Raw genomic sequence first — 26907 nt, forward strand, 5'->3', positions numbered from 1 at the left:
CTCTGCTTGCAATATGCCGAGGCGCCGCCTGTCTAAGCCGAAATTCCTTTTGAGGCAAAGATAGTGCAAGCCGAGCGCAGATGCAAGCTCTGCTTGCAATATGCCGAGGCGCCGCCTGTCTAAGCCGAAATTCCTTTTGAGGCAAAGATAGTGCAAGCCGAGCGCAGATGCAAGCTCTGCTTGCAATATGCCGAGGCGCCGCCTGTCTGAGCCGAAATTCCTTTTGAGGCAAAGATAGTGCAAGCCGGGTGCAGATGCAAGCTCTGCCTGCAATATGCCCGTGTGCCGCCTGCCTGAGCCGAAATCCTTTTGCCGCAGAGATAAGCAATCCAGCGCGGGAAACACGCCGTCACGCGCTCTTTTCCCTCTTCCTGCGTGCCCGCTCGCGCACGCCGCCCAGCCAGAACCCCAGGGCGAACGGCCCGCCGACGAGCACCACGAGCGCCAGCACCACATACAGCAGCACTTTGCCGACCAGTCCCGGCACGGCGTCGAGTGTCCTCTGCACCACGCCGTCGGCCGACTCGCGCAGCTGGTCGACCAACGCCTGCCGCTCGGCGGTCACATACCGCTGCAGCTCGTCGCGCTGGCGGTCGAAGTTGGCGAAGGCATTGTCGAGGCTGTAATTCATCGTATATATCAGTTGTGTGACCTGCTCGTTGAGCTCCTCCAGCACCTTGTCCGAAATTTCGGGCAGGTGCTCCGCGACGACCACGATCCGGGTGAAATTGCGTTCCAGCGAGTCGAGGCGGGCCCCCACCTCCATGCGCATACTGTCCTGCTGCAACTGCATCGCGATCAGATCCTTCGACCAGCCGACGCTGTTGGCCAGCTGCTGCGTCTGGCCGCTCACGCGGTCGTTGACGTCGGAGAGCACCTCGGCGATCGACCCCGTGGCATAGGCATGCTCGATGCCGTTCGCACGCAGGAATTCGATCCATGCGAGGGTCGTATTCGAACCCTCCATCTCCCCGTCGGCGGGGTTCTCGCGTACATAATCCGCCACGAACCGTTCCATCAGGCCGTAGCGGTCGGCCGCCAGCACCTGCCGCGCCAACCGTGCCGCCCGGCGGTCGAGCCGTGCGGCGGCATCGCGTGCCAGGTCGCTCTGCGCCCCGAACAGCAGTGAGTCGGGCGCAGCCGCAAAACGCTCGTCCATGCGCCGGCAGAGTATCCACATGTCGGCCAGCGCCACGTCGGGAATACCCTGCATGGCGGCCGAAACCCCGGCCCGTGTGGCACGTATCTTCCACCTCACGGCCGCCGCACGCGTCGCGATGTCGGGCGCCGCGGCGGCGATCGAGTCGGCCGTACGCGACACCTCCGAGGCCATGTCGTAATAGAAACCGCGCGTCATGGTGCGGATATTCATCTCCTCCTTCGACAGCGGATCCCCCGTCGCCACGGCCACCTTCAGCAACGAACACCCCGTGAGCGCGAATGCGGCGAGCAAGGCTGCCGCGGCCATGCAAAGCGTATGTCTGTTCATTTTCATGCCCGTCCTCCCCGCAACTACCGATCCATTCTCCGCTCCATTTCCCGGATATAACGCACCGCGACGAAATGCCCGGCCTGCGGCATGTTGCCGTGGTCGAAGCCGTCGAACTCGCAGATCCGCACGTCGGGATGCCCCGCCACGCGCATCATGCGCCAGAAGTAGGCGTTCTCCTCGTAGCGCCCCAGCATCTCCCGCTCGCGGTCGCCCGAAAGGATCAGCATCGGGCGGCAGTCGGGGCGCACGTAGCTCAGCGGCGCCATGTCGTCCACCAGCGGCTGCGTATCGGGCAGCCCCAGTTCACGGCGCCGTTCGAAATGCGTCACCACCTGCCCGCTGTAGGGGATCAGCGCCACAAACGCCGTATCGGGGTCGATGCCGTAAGGCTCCAGCCAGCGCTTGTCCAGCCCGATCATCGACGTGAGGTAACCCCCTGCCGAATGCCCGGCCACGAACACCCGCCCGGGGTCGCCGCCGTACGAGGCGATGTGCTTCACCACCCATGCCGCCGCTGCGGCCGCATCGTCGACACAGTCGGCGACCTTCACCGTCGGCGAGAGGCGGTACTCCACGCCCACCACGGCCAGGCCCTTGTCTTTCAATGCCTCGGGGATCTCGCGCCGTCCGCCCGTCAGCCCGCCGCCGTGGTACCACACCACGGTCGAAAAGCCGGTTTTCCCGACCGGATAATAAATATCCAGCCGGCACATCGTGTCGATGTTCCCATCGCCCGCGGCATCGCGGTAGGCAATATCCTTCACCGTCTTATAGGCGCCTTCCTGCGCCACCGCCCCCGTGCCGCACACGGCCAGCACGAAGAACAAAGTAACCAATCGTTTCATCCAAGAGAGTTTATTCGGGTCATAAAGATAGGTAAAATCCGGCAAAAAGCACTATATTTGCAGGAAATATACTCCGCCCAGACAGGCAGACAGCCGGCATCCGGCCCGCACTGTCTTTCCGGAAACAGGAACCGCAAAAAAACGCCAGCACCATGAAAATAGCCTGCCTTCAATTCAATCCTATCCAGGAAAACACCTATGTCGTCTGGGACGACACGCTCGAAGCCGTCGTCATCGACGCCGGCAACAGCAACCCGCGCGAGGACGCCGCGCTCGACAATTTCATCGCCGAACACGGACTCCGGCCCGTCCTGGCGGCCAACACCCACGGCCACTTCGACCACACGCTGGGCGTCGCCCACCTCAAAAAACGCTACGGCATCCCGTTCGCCATGTCGCTCAAGGACGCCTTCCTGCTGGACAACGCCTCGACGAGCGGCAGCATCTTCGGCGTGCCCGTCGGCGAGATGCCCTCGGTGGACACCGACCTCGACACGACGCCCGAAATCCGTTTCGGGCACACCGTCCTGCGCGTGCTCCGCACGCCCGGCCATACGCCCGGCCATGTCGCGCTCTACGAACCGGAATCCAAGTCGCTCTTCACGGGCGACACGCTCTTCCGCGAGTCGATCGGGCGCACCGACCTGCCCGGAGGCGACTATTCGTGGATCATGCGCTCGATCCTCGACACCCTGCTCCCGCTGGGCGACGAAGTGCACGTCTACCCCGGCCACGGGCCCGAGTCGACCATCGGCCACGAAGTGCTCTACAACCCCTTCATCGTCGAGGTGCTCAACCAGGAGGTGAACTACAGGAACTGAGGCCGCGACGGCGGCCGCACCCCTCCGCCGCGGGTTACGCCCCGCCCGCCCTGCCCCGCAGGGCAGCCCCGGCCCGCCCCGCGCCTCCCGCACCGGTAAAAACGCGAAACGTGAAGACACTGCTCCATAAAATCCTCTATAAAACCCTGCCGCTCGAAGGATACCTGCGCGCCGTGAGCCGCATGTTCTTCCTCTGGCAGCGGCTCGGCATCGGGCGCTACGCCCCTGCCACGGAATACGTCTACCACCTGCCGCAGCTCGTGCACGCGGGCGACACGGCCATCGACATCGGCGCCAACCTCGGCTACTACGCCCGCACGCTCTCCCGCCAGGCGGGCGGCGCGGGCAGGGTCTACGCCGTGGAGCCCGTGCCGCCGATCCTCTCCGTGCTGCGCCGCAACCTGCGCCGCTGTCGCAACGTCGAGATCCTCCCCTACGCCCTCGGCACCGAGGACAAGGCCGTTACGATGGCCAACGATTCGGCGCGCGCGACGGGCTACTTCGGCACGGGGCAGAACTTCGTGAACGACGGCGGCACATCCGCCGCCGCGGAGTTCCCGGCCCGGATGCGCCGGGGCAGCGAACTCTTCGCCGGCCTGGAACGCCTCGATTTCATCAAGTGCGACATCGAGGGGTACGAGGTCGTGGTGATGAACGAACTGCGCCCGCTGCTCGAACGCTTCCGCCCCACGGTGCTGATCGAGACCGGCGGTGAAAACCGCCCGCAGATCGTCGCGCTCTTCACGACGCTCGGCTACGCGGGCTTCACCCTCGACCGGGGCCGCGAAATACCCCTTACACCCGACACGACCAAAGACATCATATTCAGACATGCGCATTGACATCCTCACCGTCGTACCCGAACTGCTGACCTCGCCCCTCAACGAGTCGATCCTGCACCGTGCGCAGGAGAAGGGGCTCGTCCGGATCGTCGTCCACAACCTCCACGACTACGCCCACGACCGCCGCAAGACCACCGACGACTACCCCTTCGGCGGCGAGGCGGGCATGGTTCTGAAGTGCGAACCGGTTTTCGAGCTGGTCGAGAAACTCCAGTCCGAGAGACACTACGACGAGATCATCTACACCTCGCCCGACGGCATACGCTACGACCAGCACGAGGCCAACCGCCTCTCGACGCTCGAAAACATCATCATCCTCTGCGGCCACTACAAGGGCATCGACCACCGCATCCGCGAACACCTCGTCACGCGCGAAATCTCGATCGGCGACTACGTGCTCACGGGCGGCGAACTGGCGGCCTGCATCATCGCCGACTCGGTCGTGCGGATCATCCCGGGCGCCATCGGCGACGAAGCCTCGGCGCTCACCGACTCGTTCCAGGACAACCTGCTGGCGCCGCCGGTCTACACGCGCCCGGCCGAGTTCCGCGGCTGGAGGGTTCCCGACGTGCTGCTCTCGGGCAACTTCGCCCAGATCGCCCGGTGGCAGGACGAACAGTCCCTCGAACGCACCCGGCAGCTGCGGCCCGACCTGCTGGGCGAATAAGCGAATGCCATGAAACGGAAGACTTCGCTCATCGTCTGGGGTGCCGTCCTGCTGCTCGCCGCCTACGGCATCTACGACCTCGTACGGGAGGTCAGGCGCAGCTATACTTCCTGCTACGCACACACCTATTCGCATGCCATCGGGCAGATGATGGGGCCGCGGTTCGATTCGCTCACACCCCGGGGCGAGGGCATCCGCATCGGGGTGGTCGACGCCGGTTTCGGCGGGCTGCGCGACGACCGCTTCACGCGCCGTCTCCGGGTCGCGGACTACCTCGACCTGACGGACGGCGACACGACGGGATTCTTCCGCGACGACTGCGACCACGGCACCCGGGTCACACGGAACATCGGGGGCTTCTCCAACGACACCCTGCTGGGGCTGGCCTGCAAAGCCGACTACTACCTGGTGAAATCCGACCTCGAGCACGGCGAGCCGCGCGAGGACGAACGCCGCCTGTGCCGGGCCCTGGCCTGGCTCGCACAGCGGCAGGTCGACGTGGTCAACATCTCGCTGGGCTATACCGTATTCGACGATTTCGACGGCTATACGCCGCAGATGCTCGACGGCCGCACGGCGCTCTGCTCGCGTTTTCTCGACAGCCTGCTCGATGCACACCCGCGCATGGTCGTCGTACAAAGCGCCGGCAACGAGGGGAAAAACAAATGGCGCCACATCTCGTTCCCCGGGGATGTCGCCGAGGCCGTCACGGTCGGCGCGGCCGACTCCGAAGGCACGGGGCGTTCGGGCAAGAGCGGCACCGGCTACTACCCGCACCCCGTCAAGCCTGACCTGGTGGTGTACGACTCCCCGAACGGCACGTCGTTCTCGACGCCCGTGGTCACGGGGCTGTGTGCCGCCCTCATGGGGTACAGGCCGATGAAACGCCGCGAGCTGATCCGCCTGCTGCACGCTTCGGGCACCCGCAGCGCAGCGCCCGACCTCGAAACGGGCTACGGCATCCCGCAGTGCGACACCCTGCTCGGATTCCTGGATACCCCCGCTGAATTACAAACCCTACCGCTAAACGCAACGCAATGAAATACTACCTCATCGCCGGCGAGCCCTCGGGCGACCTGCACGGCTCGAATCTGATAAAAGGACTCCTCAAAGCCGATCCCGAAGCACGGCTGCGCTTCTGGGGCGGCGACCTGATGGCCGCGGCGGGCGGCGAGGCGAACCTGGCCAAGCACTACCGCGAAACCTCATTCTTCGGCATCGTGCAGGTGCTGAAAAACCTGCGGACGATCAAACGGCAGATGCGCGAATGCCGGGCCGACGTCGCGGCATTCGCCCCCGACGTGCTGATCCTGGTCGACTACCCCGGCTTCAACATAAAGATGGCGCGCTGGGCCAAAGAGCACGGCATCCGCACCTTCTATTACATCGCCCCGAAGGTCTGGGCATGGCGCGAGTGGCGCGTGAAGGCCATCCGCCGCTATGTCGACAGGCTGTTCGTCATCTTCCCCTTCGAATGCGGCTACTTCCCCAGGCACGGCGTCGAACCGATTTTCGAAGGCAACCCGCTCGTAGACGCCATCGAGGCCCGGCGCACCTCGCTCCCCTCGCCCGACGAGTTCCGCCGCCGGCACGGGCTCGACCGCAGGCCGATCATCGCCCTGCTGGCCGGCAGCCGCCGGGGCGAGATCCGCGACAACCTGCCGCTGATGGCCGACCTGTCGCGCAAATTCCCGGAGCACCAGTTCGTCGTGGCGGGCGTAGCATGGCTCGACCGCGCGCTCTACGAACAGTATATGGCCGGCAGCGGCATCCGTTACGTCTGCGACCAGACCTACGAGACGCTCGCCGCGGCCGAAGCCGCCGTGGTAACGTCCGGGACGGCAACGCTCGAAACGGCGCTGCTCGGCATCCCCGAAGTGGTGGTCTACCGCACGCTCTGGTTCCAGGTCAGGCTCCGGCCCTATGTACTGAAAGTACCCTGGGTGTCGCTCGTGAACCTCAACCTCGGGCGCGAGGCGGTCGCCGAGGTCATTCAGTCCGACCTCGACACCACGCGCGCCGAACGCGAGCTGCGGGCGATCGTCGCGGGCGGGGAGAAACGCGGACGGATGCTCGCCGACTTCGCCGAATTACGTACGGTTATCGGGGGCCCGGGCGCCAGCGACCGTTTCGCCGCCCGGATGGTCGCGGAATTGCGCGCACCGGAAACGAAATAACCAAAAGTTATGGACGATTTCACGATACTCCTGCTCGGCGGCGTACTGCTGATCGTCGTCGGCCTGCTGGTAAAGCGGTTCCCGATGCTGATCGCGGGCTACAACACCATGCCGCCCGCAAAGAAGAAAAACGTCGACATCGGGGGCTTGTCTTCGTTCATGCGGCGCCACCTCGTGATTATGGGAGCTTTATGGATCCTATTTACGGTCGTCCTGGAACTAACCGACCAGACGGACACGCTGGCAGTGATTTACGTAATTTACCTGCTGCCTTACGTCGTTTGGATGCTCGTTCGGGCACAACGGTACGACCACAACTGAAAATAACGAAAGACAACGCCATGAAAATCATCTGCATAGCACGCAACTACGCCGCACACGCCGAGGAGCTCGACCGCCAAGTCGGCGGCGGCACGCCGTGCCCGCCGGAGCCTACCTGGTTCCTCAAGCCCGACACGGCGCTGCTGCGCAACAACGACCCGTTCTACATCCCCGCCTTCTCGCAGGAGGTACACTACGAATGCGAGCTGGTCGTACGCATCAACCGCGTAGGCAAGGGCATCGCCGAACGTTTCGCGCACCGCTATTACGACCAGGTGGGACTGGGCATCGACTTCACGGCCCGCGACCTGCAACGGCAGGCCATCGCCGAGGGGCTGCCGTGGGAGCGCTGCAAGGCGTTCGACCGCTCGGCGGCCCTCTCGCCCCGATTCGTACCTTTGCAGGAGCTGGGCGGCGACGTGCAGTCCCTGCACTTCACGCTGGAGGTAAACGGGCAGACGCGCCAGCGGGGCGACACATCCGGGATGCTCTTCTCTGTCGACCGGATCATCGCCTCGGTGTCGCAGTACATGACGCTGCGCATGGGCGACCTGCTCTACACGGGCACGCCGGCCGGCGTGGGGCCCGTACGCCCGGGCGACAACCTGCGCGCCGTGCTCGAAGGCCGCGAACTGCTCAACTTCGACATCCGCTGACCCGGGGCGGAACGGGAACGAAGACACATGAAAACTAAAAACACGCTATAACCATGTTGCTCAAAGACAAACTCAAGCCTTACCGCCTGCTGCTGGCATCGCAGTCGCCGCGCCGACGGGAACTGATGACGGGCTGCGGGCTCCCGTACGAACTCGCCCCCAAATACGAATGCGAGGAGGTCTACCCCGCCGGCATGCCCGGCGAAGAGGTGCCGCTCTACCTCTCGCGGCTCAAAAGCGAAGCCTACCCGGCGGCGCTGGCCCCGAATGAAATCCTGCTGACGGCCGACACGGTGGTGGTCTCCGACGGCGAGGTGCTCGGCAAGCCCCTCGGCCGCGAAGAGGCCGCGCAGATGCTCCGCCGCCTCTCGGGGCGCCGGCACACGGTGGTCTCGGGCGTCACGCTGCGCACCCCCGGGCGGACGCACACCTTCGCCGCCAAGAGCAGCGTGTGGTTCCGCCCGCTCGCGGACGAGGAGATCGCCTATTACCTCGACGCCTGCCGTCCCTACGACAAGGCCGGCTCGTACGGCATCCAGGAGTGGATCGGCTACGCCGCCATCGAAAAGATCAACGGCTCGTTCTACAACGTGATGGGGCTCCCGATCCAGAAAGTATACACCGAACTCGACAAATTCCTCAAATAAATGAAACGCACGCTACTTACCCTGTTCTGTACGCTCCTCGCGCTGGCGGCCTCCGCCGACGAGGGCATGTGGCTCCCGAGCCTCATCTCGCAGCGCATCGACGACATGCGCGCCAAAGGATTCCGCCTCACGGCCGAAGACATCTACTCGATCAACAAAGCCTCGATGAAGGATGCCGTGGTGCTGTTCAACGGCGGCTGCACGGGCGAACTGATTTCGTCCGAAGGGCTGCTGCTCACCAACCACCACTGCGGCTACGACGCCATACAGGCGCATTCGAGCGTCGAACACGACTACCTGACCAACGGCTTCTGGGCCATGTCGCGCCGGGAGGAACTGCCCAACAAGGAGCTCAACGTACGCTTCCTCGTCCGCATGGAAGAGGTCACCGACCGCATCGCTGCGGGCGAAACGAAGGCCGAAATCATCCGCCGGGCCGAGGCCGAAGGCAAGGGCTACAAGGCCTCGGTCGAGCAGATGTACTACGGCAACCAGCAGTTCCTGTTCATCTACGAGCAGTTCGACGACGTACGCCTGGTCGGCGCGCCGCCCTCGTCGATCGGCAAGTTCGGCGGCGACACCGACAACTGGATATGGCCCCGCCACACGGGCGACTTCTCGCTCTTCCGCATCTACGCCGGCAAGGACAACAAGCCCGCCGCCTACTCGCCCGAGAATGTTCCCTACCGCCCCAAGCGGCATTTCACCATCTCGACCGCCGGGGTCGAAGAGGGGGATTTCACGATGATCTACGGCTTCCCCGGCAATACGCAGGAGTACATCCTCTCGGACGCCGTGGCTTACATCGCCGAGCGCTCCGACCCGGCCAAGATCGCCATCCGCACGGGGCGCCTCGACATCATCTCCGCGGCACAGGAGAGCGACCCGGCGCTGCGCATCCATTACGCCGCCAAACACGCCTCGATCGCCAACGCATGGAAGAAATGGCAGGGCGAGGCGCTGGGCATCGGCCGCCTGGGCACCGTGGCCTCGAAACGCGCCTATGAGCAGGAATTCGCCGCCTGGGCGCAGGACAAACCCGAATACCGCAGCGTCGTCGCCGACCTCAAAGCCGAATACGCCCGCATCGCGGACGCCTATTTCGCCCGCGAGATCACACGCGAAACGCTCGGCGCGCTGCCCGAGCGCTACACCCCCGAAGAGCGTGCCGAAGCCGCCTTCGCACGGCGCGAGCAGACGGAACGGGCACTCTTCGAATGGCTTTTCGGCCAGTATGCCCGCCGCTGCCCCGTGCAGTACCAGATTCCGGCATTCCTGGCCGGCGTCGCCGCCAGCGGGTCGCCCGAAGCCTACGCCGGCGAGGTATTCGACACGCTGTGGCGGGAGGGCGCCGACACCACGGCGGTGCACGCCCTGCACAAGGACACCGAACGCATACTCGGCCACATCGACTGGATGCTGGGCACCAAGTCGCTGCGCAACCTCAACAGCGGACGCCTCAACGAACTCTACACGACCTACATCAAGGGGCTGCGCGAGTGGGACACCCTGCGGGCCTTCTACCCCGATGCCAACCTCACGCTGCGCGTGGCCTACGGCCATGTCGGGGGCTACGAATATGCCGACGGCGAATACCACAAACCGCAGACCACCCTCGACGGCATCATCGCCAAGGACAACCCCGAGATTTACGACTACGACATCCCGCAGGCGCTGCGCGAGCTCTATGCCACGAAGGACTACGGACGCTGGGCGACGACGATCGACGGCCGCAGGACGGTACCCGTCTGCTTCCTGGCCACCAACCACACGACGGGCGGCAACTCCGGTTCGCCGATCATCAACGGCCGGGGCGAACTGGTGGGGCTGAATTTCGACCGCACATGGCGCTCGACGATGAGCGACGTGGCGTTCGACGAAACGATCTGCCGCAACATCGCCGTAGACGTCCGCTACGTGCTGTTCGTCATCGACCGCATCGGCGGGGCGGGATACCTGTTCGGCGAAATGGATTTCAGCCGCCGCAAATAGAAGCGGTTCACGAAAAAAACACTATATTTAGCCCGCATAACAAAATCAGCCTCTATGAAAACAATCCTTTACACATGGTTCGCCGTCCTCCTGTTCGGCATGGCGGCAGTATCCTGCGGCGATGACGACACAAAGAACAACGACACGACGGGCATAACCGGCTCGTCGTGGAAAGCATCGGAGACGGTGGGCGCCGACCGCACGACCAAGAAATACACGTTCAAGGCCTCCGCCAACTGGGTGGCGCAGAGCGACAAGCCGGAATGGTGCAAGATACTCACCTCGTCGGGCGACAAGGGCAGCGACCGGCAGCTCAACATCACCGTCGAAGCCAACGAGACCGGCAGCACGCGCAGCGCGAACATCACCGTACAGGTGAGCGGCTACGCGAGGGCGGCACAGTTCGCCATCACCCAGCTCGGAAGCAGCAGCGGCGGCACGGGCGCAGACACCGAGCTCAACAAACAGGTAGACAAGATCCTGGAGTATTACTACCTGTGGAACGGCGAATACCGGCAAATGTCGCGCGACCTCTCGCTGGATTACATCAGTTCCAGCGACAATTTCCTGAAACGCACGCTGCTGGAGATGACGACCAACGACCTCGACAAAAAACGGCAGAGCAACGGCAGCTACTCGGTTTACTCCTACCTGCTGCGGACGCCCCTCACAAAGGCCGTCGACGGGACGAAGCCCGAGGTCAACCACGAGGTCGCAAAGAAGAAGGAGTACGGCTTCGGCATCGCGGGCCTGATGGGCGTGAGGTTTGTGGACGGCAACAACCAACCTACGGGAGAATACGGGCTGGTCGTCACGTCGGTCTACCCGGACTCCCCGGCATCGGAAGCAGGGTTCCGGCGGGGCACGTTCTTCGCCCAGTACAACGGCGCGGCCATCACTGCCGCAAACCTGAATTCGGTCTACGGCACGTTAATAGCCCCGGGAGGCGCAAGCACGGTCAAGCTCACCGAAAACAAGCAGGGCGCGCAGCCCGTATCGCTCACAGCACGCGAAATATACCCCAATCCGGTAATCCACAGCGAAGTAATCACCTCCGGTGCGCATAGGATCGGCTACCTGGTCTACGACAGCTTCGACGCGGCCTATGACGACGAACTGCTCGTGGCCGTCAAGAAACTCAAGGACGGGAACATTACCGACATGGTGCTCGACCTGCGCAACAACGGCGGCGGGCACGTCATCTCGTCGAACATGCTTTCCACCTGCATCGCCGGCGCAGCCTGCCAGGGCAAGGTCTACGAATATTACCGGTACAACGACAGCCGCATGGCCACGGTCGAAAAAACGGCGAGGGAGACCGGCAAGGAGTACGACACGGCGGCAAAAAAATTCTTCGACGAATTCTATTACGGCGACTATTACGGCGTCGACCTGCGGAACTACGCGCTGAACATGACCCGGCTGTACGTGCTCGTTACGGGCAACACGGCCTCGTCGAGCGAAGCCGTCATCAATACGCTGCGCGGGTTGGAAGGCTTCACGGTGAAGCTCATCGGCGAAAAGACCAACGGCAAGAACGTCGGCATGGAGGTCAGCAAATTCACCGTAGGCAATTACAGCTACGAACTGGCCCCGATATCGTTCCAGGGCTACAACGCCAAGCAGGTGACCGTCGACAAGAACGGACTGGCGGTCGACACCGCGTGCGAGGAATGGGACGGGGAGTTGAAGGATTACGGCGACCGGAGCGAGCCGATGCTGGCAGCGGCCCTGAGCCAGATCACCGGGCAGAGATCGGCAAGCGTATCGGGCACGCGCAGCACCGCGCCGGGTGTACGTCCGGCAACGGACATCGCATTGCCCGACTTATCGAACCGCCCGAGCGGCATGATCGTATTCCTGCCGGCTGCGGAGGAGTAACGGAAGACCGTCCTAAATCGAGGGGGCTGTCTAACAAGTCCAATTTTAACGATTTCACCCCTGCCGGAGTTTATTCTGACAGGGGTGATTTTCGATTTTCGGGACTTGTTAGACAGCCCCTCTTTTCTTAACCTGGCACCGGCGCACGTAACACACGCCCGGCGGTTCCGCCTCTGTCATCGATGCCGCCCCAGCTCAGGACACTACCCCGCCGCCAATGCCCTACCACTTCCCCGCCACCGTCTCTGCCAGCCGCCACAGTCCTGCCGCAGCTCTGCCACCGTCTCTGCCGGGCGAATGCCCCGGCCTCCACTGTCGTCGCAACTGCCCTGCGGCCGTCTCTGTCTGTAAATGGCCCTGCCTCCGGTTCCGCCACGACCTCGGCCACAACTCCGCCACCGTATCGGCCTGGCAAATGAACCCGCTAAGGTCTCCGCCCCAACCGCTTCCGCCGCTTTTACCACCAAGCACAGGCACCTGCGCAGACATCGACACCGCCCCCGCGGCAGGTAGAGCACGGCGGTTTGCGTCGCCACGACGCCGCTGCCGGAAGAATAATCCATATTACATGGAGAAAAAATTTGGCGGATTAAAATTTATGCCCTATATTTGCACACCCGAAATCCGAAAGGATACGTGCAATGCCCAGGTGGTGAAATTGGTAGACACGCTACTTTGAGGGGGTAGTGAACAATTACGTTCGTGCAAGTTCGAGTCTTGTCCTGGGCACCAAGCTGTGGATAAAGGAGCTGATAATCAGCTCCTTTATTTTTTTGCAGGATAAAATGTAGGATAAATGAGCTACTCGCCCTCTTCAAAGTCCTTAAAAAAGGAGCTTCCCGCAAGTATAGCAGCATTCTCATCCACCCCTAATCGCAGATACCGCATCGTTGTTGTAACCTTTTTATGCCCTAACGCCATCGAGATCGAAGAAAGCGGAACCTTGGAACGCTGAAGATGCGTGGCGAAAGATCGCCGGGCAGTATGGGTAGAGATCAAAGCATACTTCTCAATCCGGATCTCCTTCACCTCTCCTCCTCGATGTTTGCAAATTGTCACTTTTTCGTCGGTCCCTGCCATTTTCGCCACCACTTTGATATAGACATTCATTTTCTGGTCAGAAATCGTTTTTGACAGGTCAAAATCGCTCTCGAGGATTCTTTGTATCACGGGATGAAGGGGAATGGCAATAGGGGTATCCGTCTTACGCGTACGCATCATAATCATTCCATCGACAATATTAGATTCGCTGAAGCGACTAAAGTCAGACACCCTCATGCCCGAAAATGCCCCGATGAGAAACCGGTTCCGTACCAGTGTCGGTGACCAGCGAAGCATTCCTCGATTTCGCAGTGGGACGTACCGACCTGCAGCCAGACTTTGGGAACAACGCTTCGGAATTGGAGAAGATCCTTGCTGCATTTGCCAGTGTCGGGGATGACGGCGACGTGACCCTGACGGGAGTTTCGCTCTGCGGCTATGCCTCGCCCGAGGGTTCCATAGCCCGTAACAGGCAGTTGTCCGAAGGACGGGCCGTTGCTCTCAAGAAATATTTGATGACTAAGTTCGACTATCCTGAATCGTTCTACAGCACCCGTTTCGGCGGCGAGGATTGGGAGGGACTTGCTGCATTGGTTGAAAATTCCGACATGCGCTATAAGCAGGAGGTGCTCGAGCTGATTGCGAATGTTCCCGTGGAGCAGAATCGGGAGGCCCGCCTGATGGCATTGAAAGGCGGTGAACCCTACCGGTGGATGCTGAAGGAACTTTTCCCGAAGTTGCGCCGTGTGACTTTCAAGGCGGATTACAATGTCCGGCAGTTCAATATTGAAGAAGCCAAAGAAATCGTGAAGACCCGTCCTCAAAACCTGAGCCTGAATGAGATGTTTCTCGTAGCGAATACCTATGAGCCCGGCTCAAGGGAGTTTAGCGATCTGTTCGAAACAGCAGTGCGGATGTTTCCCGAAGACCCGACGGCAAATCTCAATGCGGCAATCGCAGCCCTCGGACGCAAAGATTATGTAAGTGCTGACCGCTATCTGAAAAATATCAGAAATCGTATGCAGATTCCAGAATACGACAACGCCATAGGGGTTCTTATCATGATGCGTGATGCAGATTACGACCGGGCAGAACAGTGTTTCGTGGTTGCAGCGCAGACCGGGCTTGAGGCTGCGAAAGAAAACCTCGAAGAACTGGCCCGCATACGTGAAAACCTCGACCGTATTCGTGAAGCTGAGATGAAAAAACACTGACAATCTGTTGGAACTATTCGGTATTCATACCATACAACCTTTTTACAAACTAAATTTTATTTATTATGAGAATGAAATCTCTTTTTATCGCTGCTTTGGCAACGATGGCATTGGCATCCTGCAACAAGGAAGAAGCAAGGAAAACTCCTACTGGAGCCGTAAAAACCAATTTCGAAGTAGCTCTTCCGGGAGCGATCGACACCTACGCCGTGGAGACTCCGCAGGTAGCGGGTCAGATTACGCCTCTTTACAGCGACGTGACGGTTTATTTGGTCGACGCGGGCGACAATGCCACAGCTTACACATGGACTGATGAGGATATCAAAGCCAAATCAAAGCGCTTCGAGCAAATCGTACTGCCTAAAAAGGTGATCGTCGTAGTAAATAAAGGTGCAGCTACGTTGCCGCAGTCGGCAACGATGACTGCCCTTACGGCGGCGCTCAATACGATCGCGGTAGCTGACCAGAATAAGGCGCAGGCCAATGTTGCCGCCGAGGATGCCAAGGGCAATGCCACAGGTGATTACATTTCGGCACAGCAGGTGACGCTCTACGGCGAGCAGACGACCTTCACGGACGAGACCCCTACCGATGGTCATACCCTGAAAAAAGCTGCCGTAGAACTTAAATCGCTCGTGTCGCGTTTCGAGATCGGCACGGTAAAAGCCGGTACGGGTCTTAAATCGCTGACCGTCGAGGCCGTGTATGTCAACTATTTCTACAAAGAATATGGTAAAACGACCAAACAAGAAGTTGCAGAAGGCGGTTGGACGGACTCCTATGAGCCGGCATGGGCTACGGATAACGTAAGTGCGGACGTAACCTCGCAGGACGGCACGAAGGTTTACGCTTATCAGGTATTTGCCGGCGATATGGTTCCGCACATTATCTACAAAGTGGGTGGTGAGTTGGAAGACGGTTATAAACTTGCAGACGGTACGGAAGGTACTTTCACGGGCAAATATATTACCGTAAAAGGATTCAAGGAAAGCGGTGCTACCGTTTCGACTATCGAAGCACATAAAATCTACAAGATGGGGCTCACGGACAGCGGTATCGAAATCAAACCTGAAGAGATTACCGATAAACCCGAAAAGGAGAAGATCGACTTGATTGTGGCCGTTACGGTGGCTCCGTGGACCGAAACGACGATAACACCTGAAATCTAAATCCGAATTACTGAAGGAGCGAGGGGTGAACGCCCCTCCTCACTCCTTCCTTTTTGCAAAAACCAAATCATGATGAAACTATTGAAAATACTCTGTACTCTTCTGGGCATTACAGCCGTATCGGCGGGTTGTATTAAGGAAGACATGAGCGGCTGTCCGCCGGAGGTGAACACGTATCTTACGTTCAGCTACCGGGGCGATACGGACGATCCGACGATGTTTCGGAAAATGATCGGTCGCGTGTCGCTTTATGTTTTCGATAGCGCAAGCGGACAGCACATCCTGACGAAAACCGTAGGCGAAGCCGACTTGCGACTTTTCGAAGGCACACAGCTTTACCTGCCCGAAGGCAACTACAGAATCGTATCGTGGGCCAATGCCGCGAACAATACGGAAATTCTCGTAAACGGAGCCTTGTCGCAGGGACGCGTACATGCGCCCGGGTACACAGCTCGGAAGCGCATTGCGACCAACGACCATCTCTATTACGGGGAATTAGACATAACGGTGCCGGCGACCGCTATACAGCCGGGTAACAACGCCATAAAGGTAACGGGAGACATTCCGCACAGGAGCGCGCACATCAATATTGAAATTTACACAAAAGGTTTCGGACACAAGGACAAACCGGTGACGTGGCCGGTTGTCGAGATGGGCGGACTGATGCCCCAATATGATATGGGGATGACCCCTGCACAGCCGTTCGAGGCCACCTACTACCCGACGGTGGCATGGGATTCGGAACAAAACGTCGCAGCGGCACGCTTCTCCGTACTGCGCTTTTCCGACAAAAACGATATTACGGTAACTGTTCGTGAGCCCGCACCGGATAATACAGCAAAGGCCACAGTGAATCTCGAAAAATATATGATCGACAACAATATCTCCGTGGACGGCCGGAACGAGGCTACGGTTCGGCTGCTTTTCGAGTTTACCGATCTGGGAGTTACAGTGACTATCCCGGGCTGGACAGGCGGGGATGTCGATCCTGAAATCTGATGGGAATATACGAGAAAAAACAGAGAGTTATATGAATAAATGTTTTATTACACAATGGCTATTGGTTCTCTATTTGTCGCTGCTTGTTGGATGCACCAAGGATGTGACCAGCCCGGAAAAGGTCGGCGAGCCGATTTCGTTAGGATTGACTCTTGACACCTATGCAGGCGAGGATTCGAATGCCAAGGAGCATGAGAAAGCGATTCATAACCTGTATGTCTTTATTTATGGTTCCGACGGACGGTTGGAGAACCCGGACAATACACGGGTGCAGCCTGCGACAGACGGTTCGCTGACTGATGCGACGGGGCGCATTCACGGTTCGTGGAAGGTTTATGGAGGACAAAAGGATATTTATGTCATAGCCAATGTCCCGGATAAATTGGCTTCGACGGACAAACCCCGATCGTCATCGATCGTTGCGGCGGATGCGTTACGCCGTCCGACGAAGGATGAGCTGGCGAAATTCTGCATGCCATGGATCGGCGGCTCCGGAAATATAAATGTCATGAGGTATAATGACTTTGATTATCAGACTTCAGGCTTTTTTGCCGGATTGATGAGTGGTAAAAAGACGGTGAAGGTAACGGCGGCAAACCAGAACCAGTCGGTTCTGGTTCCCCTCGTTCGCCGTTATGCCCGGATAGATCTGGCGGTACGCAAGGCTCCTGAACTGGCGAACAGCGACGTTAAGATACTTAGCATGGATTGGTCATATATCGGCTTGCAGTCCACGCTTCTGGCCGCAGACCCCGAAAGCACGCTCGAAATTTATGCAAGAACTGCTACCCCGGTCGTTGTCGGACAGATCTCTGCGGCCGATTATACTCCACTGAGACCTGCGTCGAAGTCGAATGAGGCCTACGAAATGTATTCGGGAGTATATCCGAAGCAAGATGATCCGTATCGGTATCAGCAGTTAACATTAAATGCATTGGTGAACAATTCGCAGGTAGTATATGAGCTTAATCTGTGTGAAACGGGAACCGATGGGAAACCGGATCTCGCAAAACCGCTTCCGATCGAAGCCAACAAAATATACAAAATCAATGCGACCCTTACACGGCACACCTCCGATGTCGATATCGAGATACAGGATTGGAGCGACAAGCAAATCGACGGTAGTATCGGCGGTTCCACGCTGGGCCTAGACTCGGTGGTGCTCGTCAAGGCAGGCAATGAAACGCGTGTCCCAGTGAGTACTATTGCGGAAACAGTCCGTGTAAAACTTTCTGATGCGGCCGCACGGGTAGGCTACTCCCTGAGCGGAGCTGATGTTTCAACCGGAATTCTGGAACTCCCCGTCACGGGCGGTAAGGCCGAAATTCCGGTTACGGGGCCTGTGGCATATCCCGTAGGGAAAGAATACAACATGACGGTTCTGGCCGGAAACATCCGTCGCACGGTACCCTTGCGAATTGACGCCACGTCCGTCTTGCAGGCCGAAAACCTGCGTTTCGACTATCGTGGAGGTAAAAAGGATGTTGCCGTGACGAGCTATCTTGCTTTCGGCGATTCGAATGACACGAAACTTCCCATGCCTTGGACGGCAGAATATTCAAGGGACGGTGGGCAAACATGGGGATCGAGTCTGCCGGATGGATTTACGATTACGGGAGCTGCCGGAAACGGAAATCTTGTCGGTAAAGAATCTTTCAATGTCAATGTCTCCAAGCAGATCGGGCAGAAGCAGCCCAATTTCCATACGAGCGCATTGCGTGATGCCGCACCCGTCAGCAATTACGACCTTTCGACTCAAGGCGGCAGAACTGCAATGAACACGGCGAATTGTTATGTGGTAAGCGCCCCCGGCACCTATACTCTTCCGTTGGTATATGGCAACGGAATCAAGGACGGACATCCCAACCCTTCGGCCTACACTTCGACGGCGCAGCCATCTGGAGGTGCGAATCAGGGGAATATATTGAAGCAGTTTATCGACTATAAGCAACAGCCAATAACTGATCCGTATATCTACAATAAGTACACGGCGGCTAATGCCTGTCTTGTCTGGCAGGATGCGCAGGAACTGATCTCCGATGTCAAACTCTCCGCCGACGGTCGTAACTTGACCTTTTCCGTGCCCAAGGAATCGATACAACAGGGCAACGCAATTGTTGGCATACGCGATTCGGGCGGTAGTTTCATCTGGAGCTGGCATATCTGGGTGACAGAAAGTTCACTGAACGACTGTATCGAGGTAACCAATTCAAAGGGAGAGACCTTCTCCTTCATGCCCGTGAATCTCGGATGGGTCGACGGCGAACCTTTCACGTTCCCGGCTAGGGAGGTGTGGGTGAAATTGACTCAGCCACAGACCGGTGCATCCCATATTATTTCGGTGTTGCAGCCCGACACCCTGATGGCTGAGAGCACTAACCCCTATTACCAGTGGGGGCGTAAAGACCCTATGTTACCTGCCGATTACGATGTTTATGGAGAATTCCGCGGTAACAAAAAGGCTTATTATGGGGACAATAAATTCGTTTATGCTCCCAAAGTGGGAGCAACTGCGAATATGAACGAACTCCCGCAGTACGCAAGGCCGAATATTGCGTGGTGCATTGCGAATCCTTTTACTTTCATAATAAACGGGTATGCAGATTGTTTGTTCCTGAATTTATGGAGTGCACAGAACGGGGCGCTGTATGGTGATGATAATGCCCCTGTCGTCAAAACGATATATGATCCTTCCCCCGTCGGTTTTTGCATGCCTACGAGGAGTGCGTTCTCCGGTTTCACCTCTACGGGATATACATATATTGGCATTGCTGGTTACGGTACTATATTCAATTCACCCTATACTTCGGCCGATGATTACTGGAGGGACAAAGGCTGGAGGTTCTATTGCCGACCGATGCCGGGAGAAGGTAAATTCGATGTGAGCGGAGGTACGATTTACTTCCCATACATGGGGCTGAGAGCGCCGAACAGCGACTCTTTTATACAGGAGAAAGATGGGCCTTACTGGAGTGCTCTACCTAACGGCTCTTCACTCGGACATGTATTGATGGGTAAATACGACAGAGTAAATAATTACATTCAACAACCGCCGACAATGAGTGAGATGGGACGGGCATTCGGTTGTTCGGTGCGTCCGGTTCGAGAAAAATAAATTTTCATAGAAATTTGAAATCATGAAAAAAATAACGAGATTCGGTATTTCGGCATTGCTGGCGGTATTATGCCTCACGGGCTGTCTGAAAGACGATACACAGAGCCCCTGCGGTGCGGCGCAAACGGGCGGAATACGGCTGATACTGGCCATAGGCGACATGCGGGACGAAGAGATTGTCACGCGCAGCGCTGTTTCGACTAAGGAATGCACCATCACAAAACTCTCGGTACTGCTCTTTGACAAATCGACGGGTAAATTCAAAGAGAGCGAGGAGATTGATATTCGCACGCAACTTTCGGGATCGAACGGAGACAAATTGCGAACCCTTGCGGTGAATTTGACTCCGGAGGAGGGTGATAAGCTTGTCGTGGTGGCCAACTATGTGCGGAACGGGACGCTTACGGAGGGGAGCTCCACAACGGCGGATATCAATTCGGTCTATAAAAGCAGTTTCAACTCCGAATTTATGCCTTTCGACGAAGGGTTGCCGATGAGTGGAGAGACGACCTATTCCGATAGCGGTGTGACCTGCCGGCTCTACCATTCGGTCGCCAAGGTACAGGTGCGTCTGGCCGACGGGCTGACCCTCGACGGTCAGGCCGTTACGACCGACAATAGCAGTTGGGGAATCGGGAATTATCTTTTAGTCACCTCTGCGCTTGTCTACGGGCAGCCGACGGGTACTATCGCGCTGAATCCCGGGATCAAGGAATCCGATTTCACTGACAGGACGCCGCAGAACACAATCGATGATGCCTCCTCTCAGGACGAGCGTGTGATGAACCGGGGCTATCTGGTCGAATATCCCAATGCGAAGTATGCCAAGCAACAGGAGGTGGATATAACGGAGTTCGATGCCGGCAGAACCTGCGTGTTTCTCAGGCTTCGGGATTTCGATGCCAAGAGCCGAGATAACTATTATAGGCTTGACTTCTCTCGCCAGTTGCGTTCGACGGGACTTGACCAGGGAGCATCGAACGAATTCCTGGATATCCGCCGTAATACGCATTACGTTTTCCTGATTACAAAGATCAAGTCACGGGGTTATCGTACCCAGGAGGAAGCATTGGCCAATCCCGGTAGCAATATCGAATATACGGTGACTGTGGAAGATGGCGAATGGGAGAGTATCTCCAGTAACGGACAGTATGCCGTAAAAACCGACCGCGACAGTTGTTTCCTTATGCAGAACGTCGCGGAACCTGCCGACCTGTTAAAATTTGCGGTTCAGATGCCAGACGCCGGCCAGAAGCCGGGTGATGACCTGCCCGGATCGATCAAGACCTGCCGGGTCTCGTTGGTAGGCGAGGACAAAAACACGCTGGTGCCCTCCGAGCAGCTGCAACTCTGCACGACGGACGGAACGTCCTACAGCGCTATAGATTTTACCAGTGAGGCGATTCCGATTCCCGACGAAGGTTACCAATTGAAATATAAGGCCGGAACGACAGCGCCTTCGGAACAATGCTACGTAAAAATCGAATACGGCAATATCAGACATTATGTACCCGTCGGTATCGTTACGTTCAATGTCACGGCGGATAAGACCGAAACGGATTATAAAGGCGGGACATTGCCTCTTACGGTGGAGAGCTACGCCATGTTCGGAACGAAACGGGTTGAATTGAACTGGAGGCGCGAGTTCGAAAATGTTGCCGAGGTTTCTTCGTGGGTTTCGCTTCCCGAGAACGGCGTGAGCGGTACGGTCAATGCCATTATCCAGGAACAGAAAGGATACATTTCCAACCCGCATAACGATGTATTGCAGGCGGCATTCGAGGATAGTGACCTTTACGATCTTTCAACTAATGGAGGAACGAGAGCCATGAATACGGCCAACTGCTATGTCATCAACAGACCGGGAAAATTTTCCCTGCCGCTTGTATACGGCAATGCCATTAAGAACGGGCAAACTAATTCGTCAGCCTATATCTCGACAGCCAGTGGAGCGAATGTGCTGCAAACTTTCGTCAATCACCTTAATGCGTCCATTACCGACCCATACATTTACAATAATGCCGGGTGCACGCCTGTAGATGCAATACTGGTCTGGGAGGATGAGAAGGATCTGGTAACTAACGTCCGACTTGCTTCTGATAAAAAGACATTGACATTTAATGTGCCGGCGTCTTCAATTCGTCAAGGCAACGCCGTTGTCGCCGTACGAGATGTGAATAAGAAAATCATGTGGAGTTGGCATATTTGGGTGACAGATTTCCGGTTGGATGGGAATGTGGCTCCGGTAGATCATTACGATCCAACTCTGAAGCAGGAGGATAGATATGTGACCTTTAACAGTAATGAAGCATACAGGTTCATGGGAGTCAACCTTGGCTGGTGCGATGCTGGAATTTTGAATTACGATGCTCGCAGCGGGAGCGTACTTTTCAAACAAGCCCTAACCGGAGCCGTTCGAAAAATAACAGTCGGACAAACGGATTATACTGTCGCCATATCGGGCAATCAGCCTTATTATCAACACGGACGTAAGGATCCATTGCTGCCAATAGTAGTTAAGGACAATCAAATAATCGATAAGCATTGTTATTCCAACGATGGGTATGCGTTCAATGCTTCTGGCAAAGGGGCTGTGCCCATCGGGCAAGCTATTCAGACTCCGCATGTGTTCTATAATTACAACACTTCGAATACCCACGACTGGTGTAACCCGGCCGGGACGGTTTCCGGTAAAAGTACATTTTTTAACTTGTGGAGTACTAATAATACTTCTTCGACGGGCGGCGGGTCAGTCGTTAAAACGATCTACGATCCCTCTCCCGTGGGCTATTGCTTGCCGACACCAACTGCAGTTAAGGGGTTCTCTTATAATGGCGGTGACGCTTCGGGCAACTATTTCGGATCGAAATTTAATTCGCCTTATACTTCCGAGGCTGATTTCCAGAAGAACCACGGCTGGGTATTTTATTGCTATCGTATGAAAGCCGTAGGCAGTTATGACCTCACAGGCGGAGTGCTGTTTTATCCGGCTTTGGGTTGTCGCTTCAGTTCAACGGGGCTGCCGTATGGTGTCCAAGAATATTGTTATTACTGGTCGTGCGTTAGCTGGGGGACGAGATATGCTAAATCGTCGCTTGAAGCGACTGTAAACTATCAGCGTGCCCTCGGTTTTCCGATACGTCCTGTGAGGGAAAATTAATACTAATGATGAATCGGGTTATTGTTTGTTGTCTTCTGGTGGTATTGACGGTTTTGCCTTCGTGTATCAAAGATGATCACACGGACTCCGAACCTACCTTTCCTTCGCGTACGGTGCTGATCTATATGGCCGGGGATAACTCGCTTTCGGGGGAGACGGCGCAAAAGATCGAGGCGCTACGTCGGGGCTGGCAATGGACGGGCAACAAATGCCTGGTCTATGTCGATACTCCCGAGGGAGCACGCTTGTTGCGTCTGCGCGGAGGTTGTCAGGTCACTCCGGAAGCGTATGTCGAGACCGTGCGGGAGTACGGTAGGGAGAACTCCGCTTCGGCAGAAGTTTTCGGGCGAGTGCTCCGCGAAGTCATGTCCGACTATCCGGCCGATGGCTATGGACTCGTTTTCTTCTCGCACGGCAGCGGTTGGCTCCCGGCGGGAAGGCTCCAGAACCCGTCCCGAGCGTCGCTCTCCGGGCTGGGGGAGCCAGTACGGGCAGCCTCTTCCGCCCAGGGCACACGCTCGCTGGGGTGGGACGACGGTGTCGGAGAAGATGCCCCGGGGAGTATGCCCCATGCAGAAATGGAGTTGGAAGAGTTCGCCGCAGCAATTCCCGACGGACAACTTGACTTCATCGTCTTCGAGGCATGCCTGATGGCAGGTGTCGAGGTAGCCTATGTACTGCGTGGGAAGACGGACTATATCCTCTCTTCGGCAGCCGAAATTGTCTCTCCGGGCTTCACGCCCATTTATCCGTCGGCACTGCGATACCTTTTTGACACATCGAGAAGCGTTGAGGCGAGCCTTGCGGCTTTTGGCGAGTCTTACATGAGCCATGTCAACAAACTCTCCGGAGATTCCCGTTCTGCGACGCTGAGTCTTGTGGCAACGAAAGAATTGGATCTTCTCGCTGCCCGGACACGAGAACTGCTTGCTGGTCTTTCTCATAGGCCTGACATAATTTCCGACTTGCAGCATTTTGACCGTCCGGGCAGCTATGGAGATTCCCCGGCCGTAGCGCGTTATTTCGATCTGGGCGACTGGGCCCGGCGAATTGGGGCACAGGAGCAATATACCGTTTTCGAGGAGCAGTTGAAACGCATAGTGAGAATGAAGGCGAGTACCGAGCGTTTCCTGCCCTCGCAAAACGGTTTCGAGATCCGGAATCATTCGGGTCTTACGACCTATGCCGAACGATCCGAGCTGCCTGCTTTGAATGCATATTACCGCACGACGGCGTGGTATAAAGCGATATTAGGAAACAACTGACAAACGCGAAATGGAGTTCGAATGCTGGCATACATTTTTCGGGAAACTTATGTCGATTTTGGGTGTAATTTTCATATTGTGCCTGTGTTATCTTATCTGGGGCGCATTGCATATCCGCCGTTATCGACGACGTATGTTATTATATCGGGATTTTGTCCGGGAAACTTATATACAACAAAACCAAACGGTGCCGATACTCATTACGCGCTACTACGTTCGGGAAGTGGAAGCGTATAATCGGGTGATAAAATTATGGCCTTTTTATCAATGGCTGCCATCAGTCGATGCAGCCCGATTGCTGGTCGGCACCCCGTCAAAAGGAGAATTTAAGTCAGAAAAAATCCAGGAGGACAAAGAGTCCTGAATTATTCACTTTAATTATTTTATGATGAACAAAACTCAATTTGCAAAGGCCGTTGCCGCCGAGAGTGGCGAGACGGCTGCGAGTACCGTCCGGGTGATGGATGCGATGATGAAAGTGATTGGCGTATGCATGGCGCATGACGAACGGATCGTGCTTCCTGGCTTCGGCTCGTTCTATACGCAGGAACGCCCGGCCCGTACGATGCGCAATCCGCAGACGGGGAAGCCACTGAAAGTTGCCGCCCGAAAGACTGTGAAGTTCCGCGTGGGTGCTAAACTCCGGGAACAGACTTCGAAAGAACCCAGAGTCGCGAAAATCCAAGGTTCTGGAAAAAAGAAATAGTGGTTTCGGGCTCCGGAGTGCAGGAAGATGGAGGAAAACCCTGATTTGCAGCAACGGACTGCGGAAATCGTAACATACGTTACGGCCCGTATCCGCTTATTGCGATGCGAACGGGGGCTTACGGTGCAGCAGGTCGCCGATAGTTGCGGTATGGAGCGCTCGAACCTGAGCCGCCTGGAAGCGGGACGTTCGAACCCTACACTACGTACGCTGTGTGTCCTCTGCCTGACGTTGGACATCGGTATTCGGGAACTCTTTCCGCCTTCGAGCGGAGAATTCCCAGATGCAACGCCCAAGGTTGCACTGCCGGATCTCGGAGCAATGAATGACAAAACCGATTGATACAATGTTGGTTTTTCTGACAACGGGATTTCTTTATGATCTTTTCCGCTCCGGAGAACTTCCCGAAGCGAATGCAATGGAACCTTCCGGGCAATTGCTGGAATTTTTGGCCACCCTGCTGGCCGTTTTCTCTGTGGCCGTTGCAGTTATGATTGTCGTGGTGCTCTTCCGCTCCCGGCGTCTGAAAAGGCTGAAAAACCCCGTGAAGGAGTATACCTACAAAAGAAAACATTAACCCGAACCCGGCAAGGGTTCATAAAACACTAACACCATGAAAACTCAATTTATGAAAGGTCTTCTGACCGCCTCTCTGGCATTGGTCGCAGCAGGTGTCATGGCACAGGAAAACGGCAACCGCGACGAACAGAATCGGGTTGTGCGCGGGCCCTATGAAACCAACCGTTTCTTCGACAACATCTTCATCGGCGTCGCGGGCGGTGTGAATATCTATCATGGAGAGAACGATTCTTATGGAAAGTTCGGCAAACGTCTTGCCCCGGCGCTCGACGTGAACGTCGGCAAGTGGTTCACCCCCTCGGTCGGTGCCCGTATTGGCTATTCGGGCATCAACGCTAAGGGCTGGACGTCGGGCCAAACGGTTTATGCCAAGGATGTGTTTGATAAAAAAGCCAATATTTACAACGAAAAATTCGGCGTCTCATACCTGCATACGGATTTTCTATGGAATTTCTCCAACGCTGTGAGCGGCTACAAGGAAACCCGTACGTGGAACTTTGTGCCGTTCTTCGGTGCCGGCTGGGCTCGCTCGTACGGCAACGGTGCCTATAATAACGAGTTCGCCATGAGTATCGGCTTGCTGAACAACATCCGTCTATGTAATCTGCTGGATCTGACGCTCGAAGCACGCCACATGTTCGTAAACCAGCGTTTCGACGGCGTTTCAAGCGGCAGTAAAGGCGAGGGCATGACTTCGGTGACGATGGGGCTTACGTTCAAGCTCAACCGCCGCAACTTCAAGCGCGCAGCAGCTCCGGTGGACGTTACGCCCTATCTGAGTCGTATCAAGGCGCTGGAGAGCGACAATACGACACTTGCCGGCAAGAACAAGACGCTTGCCGATGAAAACACGGCGCTGCGTAACCGCAAGCCTGAAACGGTCACCGTTGCCGGGGAAAGCAAGGTGTCGGCAACGCCTGTGGCATTGTTCTTCCAGATCGGCAAGGCTACGCTCGACAAGAAGGAGTTGACGAACCTGGATTTCTATGTAAAGAATGCCCTTCAGGCCGACAGGAACAAGACCTTCACGCTTTACGGCGGTGCCGACAAGGCGACGGGTACGGCTGCCTTCAACCAGAAGTTGAGTGAGAAGCGTATGCAGTACGTCTACGACCTGCTCGTCAACAAGTACGGCATTTCGAAGAACCGTCTGAAAACGGTGGCCGAGGGCGATCGCAACAACCGCTTCCCCGAACCGGAACTGAACCGCACGGTGATCATCATGGAATAACGGGAGAGAATCTTTGGGGTGACAGGGCTCCGGCCGGTCATGTCCAGTCGGAGCCCTTTGTATCTGATTATGTCTAATGAAAAATAG

Annotated in this window: 23 protein-coding genes and 1 tRNA gene; 21 read left to right on the forward strand and 3 right to left on the reverse strand. The window is 57.1% G+C overall.

Annotated features, from left to right (window positions below; translation table 11 throughout):
- Positions 1–349: 349 nt before the first annotated feature.
- The gene (locus NQ559_RS05660) at positions 350–1495 is read right to left on the reverse strand and encodes a hypothetical protein (protein ID WP_026318352.1); all 1146 of its coding nucleotides are present in this window, start codon (positions 1493–1495) and stop codon (positions 350–352) included.
- A 17-nt stretch (positions 1496–1512) separates the two neighbouring features.
- Positions 1513–2337: an alpha/beta hydrolase gene (locus tag NQ559_RS05665; RefSeq protein ID WP_026318351.1), complete on the reverse strand. Its 825-nt coding sequence runs from the start codon at positions 2335–2337 to the stop codon at positions 1513–1515.
- Between the two features lie 152 nt (positions 2338–2489).
- Between NQ559_RS05665 and NQ559_RS05670 the strand changes: the two genes are divergently transcribed.
- From NQ559_RS05670 to NQ559_RS05720, 11 genes are all read left to right on the forward strand, one after another.
- Positions 2490–3158 (forward strand): MBL fold metallo-hydrolase, encoded by a 669-nt coding sequence (locus tag NQ559_RS05670; protein ID WP_018695797.1) that lies wholly within the window; start codon positions 2490–2492, stop codon positions 3156–3158.
- A 110-nt stretch (positions 3159–3268) separates the two neighbouring features.
- Complete coding sequence (locus NQ559_RS05675; protein ID WP_018695796.1) at positions 3269–4000, forward strand: FkbM family methyltransferase; 732 nt, start codon at positions 3269–3271, stop codon at positions 3998–4000.
- The gene (gene trmD, locus NQ559_RS05680) at positions 3990–4667 is read left to right on the forward strand and encodes a tRNA (guanosine(37)-N1)-methyltransferase TrmD (protein ID WP_018695795.1); all 678 of its coding nucleotides are present in this window, start codon (positions 3990–3992) and stop codon (positions 4665–4667) included. The genes NQ559_RS05675 and trmD overlap by 11 nt, the downstream gene beginning before the upstream one ends.
- Before the next feature lie 9 nt (positions 4668–4676).
- A complete protein-coding gene (locus NQ559_RS05685; protein WP_018695794.1) occupies positions 4677–5708 on the forward strand; it encodes a S8 family serine peptidase in 1032 nt (343 codons plus the stop codon).
- A complete protein-coding gene (gene lpxB, locus NQ559_RS05690; RefSeq protein ID WP_018695793.1) occupies positions 5705–6844 on the forward strand; it encodes a lipid-A-disaccharide synthase in 1140 nt (379 codons plus the stop codon). The genes NQ559_RS05685 and lpxB overlap by 4 nt, the downstream gene beginning before the upstream one ends.
- 9 nt (positions 6845–6853) lie before the next feature.
- Positions 6854–7165, forward strand: a complete 312-nt coding sequence (locus NQ559_RS05695; RefSeq protein ID WP_018695792.1) for a DUF3784 domain-containing protein — start codon at positions 6854–6856, stop codon at positions 7163–7165.
- 20 nt (positions 7166–7185) lie between these two features.
- Positions 7186–7821: a fumarylacetoacetate hydrolase family protein gene (locus tag NQ559_RS05700; RefSeq protein WP_018695791.1), complete on the forward strand. Its 636-nt coding sequence runs from the start codon at positions 7186–7188 to the stop codon at positions 7819–7821.
- Between the two features lie 53 nt (positions 7822–7874).
- The gene (locus NQ559_RS05705; protein WP_018695790.1) at positions 7875–8468 is read left to right on the forward strand and encodes a Maf family nucleotide pyrophosphatase; all 594 of its coding nucleotides are present in this window, start codon (positions 7875–7877) and stop codon (positions 8466–8468) included.
- Positions 8469–10460 (forward strand): S46 family peptidase, encoded by a 1992-nt coding sequence (locus NQ559_RS05710; RefSeq protein WP_018695789.1) that lies wholly within the window; start codon positions 8469–8471, stop codon positions 10458–10460.
- A 54-nt stretch (positions 10461–10514) separates the two neighbouring features.
- Positions 10515–12341 carry a S41 family peptidase gene (locus NQ559_RS05715; RefSeq protein WP_018695788.1) on the forward strand — a complete coding sequence of 609 codons (1827 nt, stop codon included), beginning with the start codon at positions 10515–10517 and terminating at the stop codon, positions 12339–12341.
- A gap of 643 nt (positions 12342–12984) precedes the next feature.
- Positions 12985–13073: transfer RNA gene (locus NQ559_RS05720), tRNA-Leu, on the forward strand.
- A 69-nt stretch (positions 13074–13142) separates the two neighbouring features.
- Here the strand turns inward: NQ559_RS05720 and NQ559_RS05725 are convergent.
- Positions 13143–13763, reverse strand: a complete 621-nt coding sequence (locus NQ559_RS05725) for a site-specific integrase (protein WP_326929452.1) — start codon at positions 13761–13763, stop codon at positions 13143–13145.
- Between NQ559_RS05725 and NQ559_RS05730 the strand changes: the two genes are divergently transcribed.
- From NQ559_RS05730 to NQ559_RS05775, 10 genes are all read left to right on the forward strand, one after another.
- Positions 13658–14596 carry an OmpA family protein gene (locus NQ559_RS05730; protein ID WP_154654020.1) on the forward strand — a complete coding sequence of 313 codons (939 nt, stop codon included), beginning with the start codon at positions 13658–13660 and terminating at the stop codon, positions 14594–14596. The two genes, NQ559_RS05725 and NQ559_RS05730, sit on opposite strands and share 106 nt — an antisense overlap.
- A 65-nt stretch (positions 14597–14661) precedes the next feature.
- Positions 14662–15765, forward strand: a complete 1104-nt coding sequence (locus tag NQ559_RS05735; protein ID WP_154654019.1) for a hypothetical protein — start codon at positions 14662–14664, stop codon at positions 15763–15765.
- 69 nt (positions 15766–15834) lie between these two features.
- Positions 15835–16764, forward strand: coding sequence for a FimB/Mfa2 family fimbrial subunit (locus tag NQ559_RS05740; RefSeq protein ID WP_018695783.1), 930 nt, complete (start codon positions 15835–15837; stop codon positions 16762–16764).
- Between the two features lie 31 nt (positions 16765–16795).
- Positions 16796–19879 (forward strand): fimbrial protein, encoded by a 3084-nt coding sequence (locus tag NQ559_RS05745; RefSeq protein ID WP_018695782.1) that lies wholly within the window; start codon positions 16796–16798, stop codon positions 19877–19879.
- Between the two features lie 22 nt (positions 19880–19901).
- The gene (locus NQ559_RS05750; protein ID WP_018695781.1) at positions 19902–23039 is read left to right on the forward strand and encodes a fimbrial protein; all 3138 of its coding nucleotides are present in this window, start codon (positions 19902–19904) and stop codon (positions 23037–23039) included.
- Between the two features lie 53 nt (positions 23040–23092).
- A complete protein-coding gene (locus NQ559_RS05755; RefSeq protein ID WP_244061944.1) occupies positions 23093–24304 on the forward strand; it encodes a clostripain-related cysteine peptidase in 1212 nt (403 codons plus the stop codon).
- A gap of 385 nt (positions 24305–24689) precedes the next feature.
- Positions 24690–25010 (forward strand): HU family DNA-binding protein, encoded by a 321-nt coding sequence (locus NQ559_RS05760; RefSeq protein WP_018695778.1) that lies wholly within the window; start codon positions 24690–24692, stop codon positions 25008–25010.
- 27 nt (positions 25011–25037) lie between these two features.
- Complete coding sequence (locus tag NQ559_RS05765) at positions 25038–25352, forward strand: helix-turn-helix domain-containing protein (protein WP_018695777.1); 315 nt, start codon at positions 25038–25040, stop codon at positions 25350–25352.
- Positions 25353–25356: 4 nt separating this feature from the next.
- Positions 25357–25587, forward strand: coding sequence for a hypothetical protein (locus NQ559_RS05770; RefSeq protein ID WP_018695776.1), 231 nt, complete (start codon positions 25357–25359; stop codon positions 25585–25587).
- 51 nt (positions 25588–25638) lie between these two features.
- Complete coding sequence (locus NQ559_RS05775; protein ID WP_018695775.1) at positions 25639–26820, forward strand: OmpA family protein; 1182 nt, start codon at positions 25639–25641, stop codon at positions 26818–26820.
- The last annotated feature ends 87 nt before the right edge of the window (positions 26821–26907 follow it).

Source organism: Alistipes onderdonkii, from assembly GCF_025145285.1.
Taxonomy (GTDB): Bacteria; Bacteroidota; Bacteroidia; order Bacteroidales; family Rikenellaceae; genus Alistipes; species Alistipes onderdonkii.

Bases quoted from the DNA above. Each gene is read 5' to 3' on its own strand.
- NQ559_RS05660 (WP_026318352.1), bottom strand. From the start codon at position 1,495: ATGAAAATGAACAGACATACGCTTTGCATGGCCGCGGCAGCCTTGCTC.
- NQ559_RS05665 (WP_026318351.1), bottom strand. From the start codon at position 2,337: ATGAAACGATTGGTTACTTTGTTCTTCGTGCTGGCCGTGTGCGGCACG.
- NQ559_RS05670 (WP_018695797.1), top strand. From the start codon at position 2,490: ATGAAAATAGCCTGCCTTCAATTCAATCCTATCCAGGAAAACACCTAT.
- trmD (WP_018695795.1), top strand. From the start codon at position 3,990: ATGCGCATTGACATCCTCACCGTCGTACCCGAACTGCTGACCTCGCCC.
- NQ559_RS05685 (WP_018695794.1), top strand. From the start codon at position 4,677: ATGAAACGGAAGACTTCGCTCATCGTCTGGGGTGCCGTCCTGCTGCTC.
- lpxB (WP_018695793.1), top strand. From the start codon at position 5,705: ATGAAATACTACCTCATCGCCGGCGAGCCCTCGGGCGACCTGCACGGC.
- NQ559_RS05695 (WP_018695792.1), top strand. From the start codon at position 6,854: ATGGACGATTTCACGATACTCCTGCTCGGCGGCGTACTGCTGATCGTC.
- NQ559_RS05700 (WP_018695791.1), top strand. From the start codon at position 7,186: ATGAAAATCATCTGCATAGCACGCAACTACGCCGCACACGCCGAGGAG.
- NQ559_RS05705 (WP_018695790.1), top strand. From the start codon at position 7,875: ATGTTGCTCAAAGACAAACTCAAGCCTTACCGCCTGCTGCTGGCATCG.
- NQ559_RS05710 (WP_018695789.1), top strand. From the start codon at position 8,469: ATGAAACGCACGCTACTTACCCTGTTCTGTACGCTCCTCGCGCTGGCG.
- NQ559_RS05715 (WP_018695788.1), top strand. From the start codon at position 10,515: ATGAAAACAATCCTTTACACATGGTTCGCCGTCCTCCTGTTCGGCATG.
- NQ559_RS05725 (WP_326929452.1), bottom strand. From the start codon at position 13,763: ATGCAGCAAGGATCTTCTCCAATTCCGAAGCGTTGTTCCCAAAGTCTG.
- NQ559_RS05735 (WP_154654019.1), top strand. From the start codon at position 14,662: ATGAGAATGAAATCTCTTTTTATCGCTGCTTTGGCAACGATGGCATTG.
- NQ559_RS05740 (WP_018695783.1), top strand. From the start codon at position 15,835: ATGATGAAACTATTGAAAATACTCTGTACTCTTCTGGGCATTACAGCC.
- NQ559_RS05745 (WP_018695782.1), top strand. From the start codon at position 16,796: ATGAATAAATGTTTTATTACACAATGGCTATTGGTTCTCTATTTGTCG.
- NQ559_RS05750 (WP_018695781.1), top strand. From the start codon at position 19,902: ATGAAAAAAATAACGAGATTCGGTATTTCGGCATTGCTGGCGGTATTA.
- NQ559_RS05760 (WP_018695778.1), top strand. From the start codon at position 24,690: ATGATGAACAAAACTCAATTTGCAAAGGCCGTTGCCGCCGAGAGTGGC.
- NQ559_RS05765 (WP_018695777.1), top strand. From the start codon at position 25,038: ATGGAGGAAAACCCTGATTTGCAGCAACGGACTGCGGAAATCGTAACA.
- NQ559_RS05770 (WP_018695776.1), top strand. From the start codon at position 25,357: ATGTTGGTTTTTCTGACAACGGGATTTCTTTATGATCTTTTCCGCTCC.
- NQ559_RS05775 (WP_018695775.1), top strand. From the start codon at position 25,639: ATGAAAGGTCTTCTGACCGCCTCTCTGGCATTGGTCGCAGCAGGTGTC.